The sequence below is a fragment of the Psychrobacter sp. UBA6291 genome, from assembly GCF_002439405.1.
GTDB lineage: Bacteria > Pseudomonadota > Gammaproteobacteria > Pseudomonadales > Moraxellaceae > Psychrobacter > Psychrobacter faecalis.
Genome location: NZ_DJUD01000060.1, coordinates 1 through 7,700, shown reverse-complemented (window position 1 = coordinate 7,700; position 7,700 = coordinate 1). Strand labels below are relative to the sequence as shown.

Here is a 7,700-nt window from a genome sequence, read left to right as displayed (position 1 = left end):
TTCAAGTTGAGAGTGGGGTATAGATATTTATGATTATAAAGTTATTCATGAACAATGTCGTCTAAAATAACACTGCGCCTCTACCTAAGACTAGGACAGTATTGCAAGTAACTTAAACAATATGTATCAAGCAAAATGCGGGGATGCGAAAAAAAAATGCAAAAAAAGGGAAAGATACTCAATATCTTTCCCTTTTTATAAAACCCAATAGCTTTAGCAGTAATAATAGACTGCTAAATGACCCTATTAAATGTCTAGTTTATGTAGCCGAAAGCAGTAAGTTTTTACCGGTCATCTCATCTGGTTGCTCGATATCCATTAATGCCAAAATCGTAGGCGCAATATCACTAAGCTTGCCACCGCTACGTACTTTTACGGCTTTCTCACCAATATAAATCAGTGGCACCAGCTCAGTGGTATGCTGTGTATGCACCTGACCACTTTCGTAGTCTTGCATCTGCTCACAGTTGCCATGGTCAGCGGTGATCAGCATGTCGCCACCCGCAGCGCGTACCGCTTCTTCTAAGCGACCAATGCACACATCCAACGCCTCTACCGCTTTGACAGCGGCTTCAAAGACACCTGTATGCCCGACCATATCGCCGTTGGCATAATTAACCACCAACACATCATATTTACCCGACTCGATAGCAGCGACCAACTCATCGGTCACCTCAGGCGCGCTCATTTCTGGCTGTAAATCATAAGTAGCAACATCAGGCGATGGCACTAAAATCCGCGTCTCGCCTTCATATTCATCTTCGCGGCCGCCGCTAAAGAAAAAGGTCACGTGCGCATATTTTTCAGTTTCAGCGATACGTAGCTGGGTTTTACCTTTATCTTGTAAATACTCGCCAAGCGTATTGGTCAAAGACGCTGGATAATAAGCGATACTGGTTTTTGGATTGTCCGCTAACACGTCAGAATACTTCGTCAACATCACAAAAGCAGCAAGCTTTGGTTGCTTATGACGGGCAAAACCAGAAAACTCATGATCTGGTAGCACAAAGGCTTGCGCAAGCTCACGGGCACGGTCAGCGCGGAAGTTCATAAAGATAAGTGCATCATTGTCATCGACGGTATAAGGCACTTCGTCGCGACCAATCACCACCGTTGGATTGATGAACTCATCGGTTTCGCGTGCTTTATACGCCGCTTGTATGGCGCCATCGGCACGTGTTGCTAAGCGGTCGGCTTTACCCTCGGTGATAAGCTCATAGGCTTTTTGCACACGGTCCCAGCGATTGTCACGATCCATTGCATAATAGCGCCCAATAATACTGGCAATTTGCACGCGGCCACCTTCGTAATGGTCATTGAGCTTAGCAATATGATCGCGTAAGCGGTTGATGTACTTATCAGCAGATTTTGGCGGCGTATCACGGCCATCTAAAAAACAATGCACAAAGACATTTTTGGCACCGTGTACCAATGCCGAATGGCACATAGCCTCGATATGGTCTTGATGTGAGTGCACGCCGCCATCAGACAACAATCCCATAATATGCACGTTACCACCGAGCTTATTTGCCGCTTTTACGGCATTAACCAGTGCTTCGTTTTTATAGAACTCACGATTGGCGACTTCATTTGAGATACGAGTGGAGTCTTGATAAAGCACGCGGCCAGCGCCCAAATTCATATGACCAACTTCTGAGTTACCAAACTGACCATCTGGCAGACCGACATCCTCTCCTGAAGCCGATATCAATCCATGCGGATATTGCTGATAAATCTTATCTAAATTTGGCATATGGGCGGCAGCAATCGCATTATCCTTATCGTCTTCACGATGCCCAAAACCATCTAATATCATTAAGACATGGGGCACTTTTTTATTTTGCTCGCTATCTTGCTTATTATTGAGCTGAGCCTGACTATCGTCGATAATTTCTGCTTGTTGCTGGTTATGGGTCATGGATTACCGCTCCTCAAGTGAATGAACGCCTAGAATGCTATCTTAGGATGTTTACAGTCCTCTATATTAACACATATCTCAAAATAGCTGAAAAATCGTCCTTTTAAGCCATATTTATGCCCTTAAAAGTTCTGCCATTTCATGGTAAATACAATGAACACTCAACATCATTCATGCTGCTTATTAACCCTACGTAGCAATCTGTAAATCGTACTTGCAATCACTCAAGTCATTGGTTAAGATAATTATATTCTGAAGTGTTGGCTAGTAGATGTTTATTCCCTGAGCCGATAATGCTTTACCAGGATGTGGTACCTATTGCCTCATTGTGTATGCCTGCACCGCTTGCGGTGTCTCAGGAAACCTGCAGAGGCAGTGACGCATCCGCCCTGAACTTCACGGTTCATGGGTCACCATCTTACGGCGGCACTTCGGTTGTTTTATTCAGTTATTAGCTATTTTATTTATAAATATTATCTTTTATAAAAAATAGTTTTAACACTCAAAAAACCCCTTTTATTAATGATAAAAGGGGCTTTTTTTATGTCGGCAAGAATGTCTATTTAATAATAAATTGATTATTCGTCATTGGCCGATTTGGTAATTTTCTTCACATCTTTAGGGATGTTTTTAGCCGTCCCATCGACAGTAGTATGTTGTTTAAACACATTGCCAAACGGATTTTGTTGCTGTTGACCAAATGGATTTTGGTTGTTCATACCACCTGCACCGCCAAATGGATTTTGACCGCCCATGCCGCCTGCGCCACCAAACGGGTTTTGTCCACCCATCTGTTTTGCCATCATCTCCATCATTTTTTGCTGATTGTTCATAACGTAATTATTAGCAAAGTCTTTGAGCTTTTTTTGCACCGGCGGCAATATCACCAGTAAGGCTAATAAATCACTGAGCACACCCGGAATCAGCAGCAAAAGACCCGCCGCTGCTACAGCGACACTTTTAATCATGGTTGATTCTTGTGGACGCATCGCAGGGTTCATCATACCGCCAGCTTTCATCTGCTGCGCCATTGGATTGAGTGCTGCCATCCCTTTACGTATAAAAGAGATACCGATAACGGCGGCGATAATAAACCACATAAATACCCACCAACCGCTCATAAACTGCGCAAGTAAATACCAAAGCAGCATCTCGATAATAAACCAAACGATGGCAATACCAACTATCTGACCCATAAAGTGTCGTCCTATAAGATAAAATCTAAAAATTAAGCGCCATGCAAATTAATATGGCTAACATATGATGTATATGGGGATTGATTGCTATACTATCAAACTTACGGCTGATTTTTAAGCCATAAAACAAAATGTAAGTAATACGGAATACTATGGCAATTATTATCGGGATTGACCCGGGTTCGCGCATGACTGGTTATGGCATTATCCAACAAACGGGCGACAAACTTACGTATATAGACGCAGGCACCATTCGCACAGATACCAAAGAGATGCCTGAGCGCCTAAAGCGTATTTTTAATGGCTTAACGCGTATCACCCAGCATCATTTAAAATATGGCGACGAGCCGATTTATACCGCTATCGAGCAAGTTTTTATGGCAGAAAACCCAGACTCAGCGTTGAAGCTCGGGCAAGCACGTGGTGCGGCGATTGCCGCTATGGTCGCTCTTGATTTAGAAGTATCGGAATATACTGCTCGCCAAATTAAGCAAGCGGTTTGCGGCTATGGTGCGGCGGCAAAAGAGCAAGTACAAGAGATGGTCTGCCGCATTTTGGCGTTAGAGGTGGTGCCCCAGCAAGATGCTGCCGATGGCCTTGCCTGTGCCATTTGTCATGCGCATTCAAGCCATTCCATGAACAAACTCATAATGAATAGCGCCATGCGCGGACGCGGCACATCGAAGAAAAAAGGTCGCTGGCGTTTGACCGAAGAAGACTTAGGCAATTTGCGTTAAAAAATAAGTTCGCAGTAAAGTAATAGAAGTAATAAATATAAAAAAAACACGCGTCCAAACGGCGCGTGTTTTGTTTAAATTATCTCTTCTATTTGAGTCATCATTTTAAATAATAAAAATAACCAACCAACTTACTCTAACAAAGCATTACTCTACCACGCTACTCTCAATCACTGCATCGAGTACATAAGCATATTCTTGCGCTTCTTCATTCTCATTAGCGTCTAACTCATAGCGCTGGAGACGTAGTACTTCATCGTGCATACCATCAGGCTGATAGCCATCGATTTCACCGTTAAAGGCTGTCCACTCACCTTCACTAACCTTGATACCTTGGTCATCATAAGTAATGGGTTTTACTTGTAAGCATAACTCTGAACTCTTATCAGCGCAGGCTACTTTCTTAGCATTGACCGCCCAAAATACCGTTTCACCTTTACTGTTGTATTTAGCTTGCGAAGTCAGCTTTCCTACCCAAACTAGCGTCGCCGCGTCGCTTGTGATTTGCGTTAAGACAGGTTGATGACTTTCAGCCGTTGCGCTCTCAGCACGACCGTTTTCGACATTGGCGTCTAATACTAAGGTCAATTGATTCTCACCTTGCATTAGCTCATTCAATTGGTTTTCAGCCTTATCAAGCTCACCGCACGACATTTTGGTGCTCATACCGTCTTCGATGGTCAACGTCTGACCTTGAAGCTGATATCCTGCGCTCATGGTATTGCAGCCGACACTATAGTTTAGGCTATTCTCACCTTGGTATTGGCTAAAGCTCAAGCGCACTTGGTCTTTGATATCGAGCAATGTATTTAGTGGCTGGGCACCTTTATCGCTTGCAGACATCAGTGTCCAGCGATAACGGGTAAGATTGGCTATCATTTGTTCTTCAGTGCTCATCTCAGCCGCCTTGGACTCATCATTTTCTAGCGTAGCAGCATTACCATCGACTTCGTTAGCATTTTCTGTCTGTACATCATTATCGCTTGGTACTGAGGATTCTTGGCAGGCAGTTAATGTCAGACTTACCGCTAGAATACTGGGCAAAACAGCAAATCTAGCCAAAGACTTTATAAAAGATGATTCCGTAAAATATTGGGTGTCAAAAGATGAGGTCATAACAGTCATACCTTGTGAGTAAACCTTTTCGATATTCCGCTTTTTAACATACGAAGTTTTTACTATACAAATCGCAATTGTATCTATTTTTGTAAAGTGTTCATAATTTGACCACTATAGCGCCGATGTCATCTATTATTGTTACAAAGTGTTTAATTTTATAGATTGATAGTAACTGTTTTCGATAGTTTTTCTAATTTTACAATAAAAAAAGCCTTAACTGGCTAATATGGTGGTTAGCGCATTAAGGCTTTTGGCTATGTAAAGCTCGGTTTATAAGGCGACCTTATCATTCATCATAAGCAGGTTTGGCTTTTGCCATATTTTTAATACTAAAGCGCTCATGCATCATTTGATAAAAACGCGCCAAATTTTCGCCCTGCTCGTTTGGATTAACTTTCAGCGCTTTACCAAAATCTAGACCCAAATACAGTACGATATCGGCAAAGCTTAACTGGTCACCGACCAAATAATCATGACCGTTTAAGGCATTTTCAAAATAAGGTAGGGCTTTTATCGCGCGGGCAATAGAGGGCGCGACAAACTCAGGTACTTGCTCGACACGCTGCGCTTTGGACGGATGGCTATGCTGAAACGCCAGCATAAAGTTGTATAGCACCTCAAACTCAGCAATACGGCGCATCGAGCATACTTGCGCCCGCTGTACGACGTCATTACCCATCACCGAGCGCTCGCCATAAACACGGTCGAGATACTCGCATACCGCCTGCGAATCATTCAGCACCGTACCATCATCCAAGGTTAGAACGGGTACGGTCTGCATAGGGTTAATTTTGGTAAATTCCTCGGACATCTGCTCATTGGTAGCAAAGTCGATATCGACCACATCAAGATCATCCATATCATCGACATCGATACCTTTTGACGCTAATAAAATAAGCGCTTTACGTGGATTTGGGGCGGTACGGGTTAAGTATAACTTTTTCATGGCAAACTCCTTGTAAGATGGTTTTAAAGCGACTCGGCGCCCTTTGGTTTTATTATGGTTATTGCATTATCGTTCATGGATAAAATTATGAATATCATGTGTAGACATTTCAGCCTGTTATTATCATAACAAAACCTTATGGAATATGCTGTTCTAATAAAAGGCTGAAAAGCTAAAGAAGTAAAAGCCCCATAACATGACGTCATAGGGCTTATTAACTTAAAACAACTGCTTGGACTAGCTGCTCAACTTATTTGTTAGGCGCAGGCGTGGTACGGAGATAAGGTTTAATTTCGGTATGGCCTTTTGGATAATTGGCGGGAATATCTTCGTTTTTCACGCTTGGTGGAATGATAACGTCATCGCCTTCTTTCCAATCAACTGGCGTTGCGACGTTATACTCATCAGACAATTGCATCGCATCGATAACTCGGACGATCTCATCAAAGTTACGGCCACAGCTGGCTGGATAAGTCAGCGTTAAGCGTACTTTTTTGTTTGGATCAATGATAAATACACTTCGAACCGTCGCGGTATTGTCGGCATTTGGATGAATCATGTCATAAAGATCCGCCACTTTGCGGTCTGAATCGGCAATGATAGGGAAGTTAACAGCGGTACCTTGGGTTTCTTCAATATCTTTGGCCCAGCCTTTATGGTCCTCTAAACCATCAACTGATAGGGCGATTGCTTTTACATTGCGCTTTTGGAACTCACCGCCTAATGCTGCGGTACGACCAAGCTCAGTGGTACATACTGGCGTGTAATCTGCAGGATGTGAGAAAAAGACAACCCAACTGTCCCCTGCCCATTCGTGGAAATTGATATCACCATCAGTGGTTGTCGCGTCAAAATTTGGTGCAGTATCACCTAAACGTAAATTTGCCATGCTTTATTCCTTATTTATATGAGTGATGAGCGTTAGTATTTATTCACCTCTAAAGGTATCCATGCGCTCTATTGTTATAAACGTACTTAGTTATAAACGTACTTAGTTATAAATGTACTTGGTCAATACTACACAATAACTCAAAGTACGTCAGCAAGAATTCTCTTCTATCTTAGCAAACTGGTTATGAATGTCTTGTGATGGATTGTAATGCGCTTATGCCATTTATTACTAAGAACCCAAGTTTGCATTTAAAATATTAACTAAATGACCATGCCTGCGTCCCACAAACAAAACTCGCCAAATTTACCTTTTTTACTTATACCACCAGCGGCGCGTCCTTGATCTGTTAATACCAACTCGCCCTCTTGCTCTTGTACATAACCCGCGGCTAGCAATTTTTCATTCAGCTCTTGGGTTTTAAAGCCAAGCTCTTTGGCAAGCTTTGCAGTTGTTAGCTTCGAGTAAGTAGGCGTATTCAATTCTGCAGTGGACTTGCTCGCTACACTAGCATTAGAATTGGCGTCAACACTGGTATTATTAGAATTGGCTTTATCATCCGCTATCGTTTCAGATTCAGTTACCTTTTCTAGCGACATGCGCACTTCATCACTGATGCGAATGATACGTTGGGCTTCTTCATAAGTATCAGCATAAAGCTTAGCGTCTTCGTTACGATAAATCAGTACGCCCATTTCATTATTATTCACTTGGCTAAATTCGTAAAGATTCAAACTGGTAATAATACATTCATTTTCATTGAGATAGCATTTGGCATGTAAGTTTTTGCAGAAACTGGTACGAATAAAGGTTAAATTTTTAAGCCAATTGATTTCTTCAGGGTGTAAATCATTTTTACCATAAACGATTCTAATACCAAACCCAACAATTAAAG

7 protein-coding genes and 1 other RNA gene are annotated in these 7,700 nt (G+C 42.4%); 2 read left to right on the top strand and 6 right to left on the bottom strand.

Annotation, left to right across the window (positions count from 1 at the left end):
• Nucleotides 1-259: 259 nt before the first annotated feature.
• Nucleotides 260-1,918 (bottom strand): 2,3-bisphosphoglycerate-independent phosphoglycerate mutase, encoded by a 1,659-nt coding sequence (gene gpmI, locus B3R91_RS10320; protein WP_191692209.1) that lies wholly within the window; start codon nt 1,916-1,918, stop codon nt 260-262.
• Between the two features lie 246 nt (nt 1,919-2,164).
• Between gpmI and ssrS the strand changes: the two genes are divergently transcribed.
• Nucleotides 2,165-2,360: non-coding RNA, 6S RNA (ssrS, locus tag B3R91_RS10315), on the top strand.
• A 136-nt stretch (nt 2,361-2,496) separates the two neighbouring features.
• Here ssrS and B3R91_RS10310 read toward each other — a convergent pair.
• Entirely contained in the window at nt 2,497-3,114 is a 618-nt protein-coding gene (locus tag B3R91_RS10310; protein ID WP_144297726.1) for an FxsA family protein, read from the bottom strand.
• A 152-nt stretch (nt 3,115-3,266) separates the two neighbouring features.
• On the opposite strand from B3R91_RS10310, the gene ruvC reads away from it, so the two are divergent.
• On the top strand, nt 3,267-3,851 hold the full coding sequence (ruvC, locus tag B3R91_RS10305; RefSeq protein ID WP_102076818.1) for a crossover junction endodeoxyribonuclease RuvC: 585 nt from the start codon (nt 3,267-3,269) through the stop codon (nt 3,849-3,851).
• A 147-nt stretch (nt 3,852-3,998) separates the two neighbouring features.
• Here ruvC and B3R91_RS10300 read toward each other — a convergent pair whose 3' ends face one another.
• The 4 genes from B3R91_RS10300 to B3R91_RS10285 form a co-directional block, all read right to left on the bottom strand.
• A complete protein-coding gene (locus B3R91_RS10300; protein ID WP_286797538.1) occupies nt 3,999-4,967 on the bottom strand; it encodes an META domain-containing protein in 969 nt (322 codons plus the stop codon).
• Between the two features lie 289 nt (nt 4,968-5,256).
• On the bottom strand, nt 5,257-5,916 hold the full coding sequence (locus B3R91_RS10295; RefSeq protein ID WP_286797537.1) for a glutathione S-transferase family protein: 660 nt from the start codon (nt 5,914-5,916) through the stop codon (nt 5,257-5,259).
• Nucleotides 5,917-6,166: 250 nt separating this feature from the next.
• Nucleotides 6,167-6,805: a peroxiredoxin gene (locus B3R91_RS10290; protein ID WP_068406656.1), complete on the bottom strand. Its 639-nt coding sequence runs from the start codon at nt 6,803-6,805 to the stop codon at nt 6,167-6,169.
• Nucleotides 6,806-7,068: 263 nt separating this feature from the next.
• Nucleotides 7,069-7,700, bottom strand: a 632-nt coding sequence (locus tag B3R91_RS10285) for a DNA repair protein (protein WP_286797536.1), incomplete at its 5' end; no start/stop codon positions are given.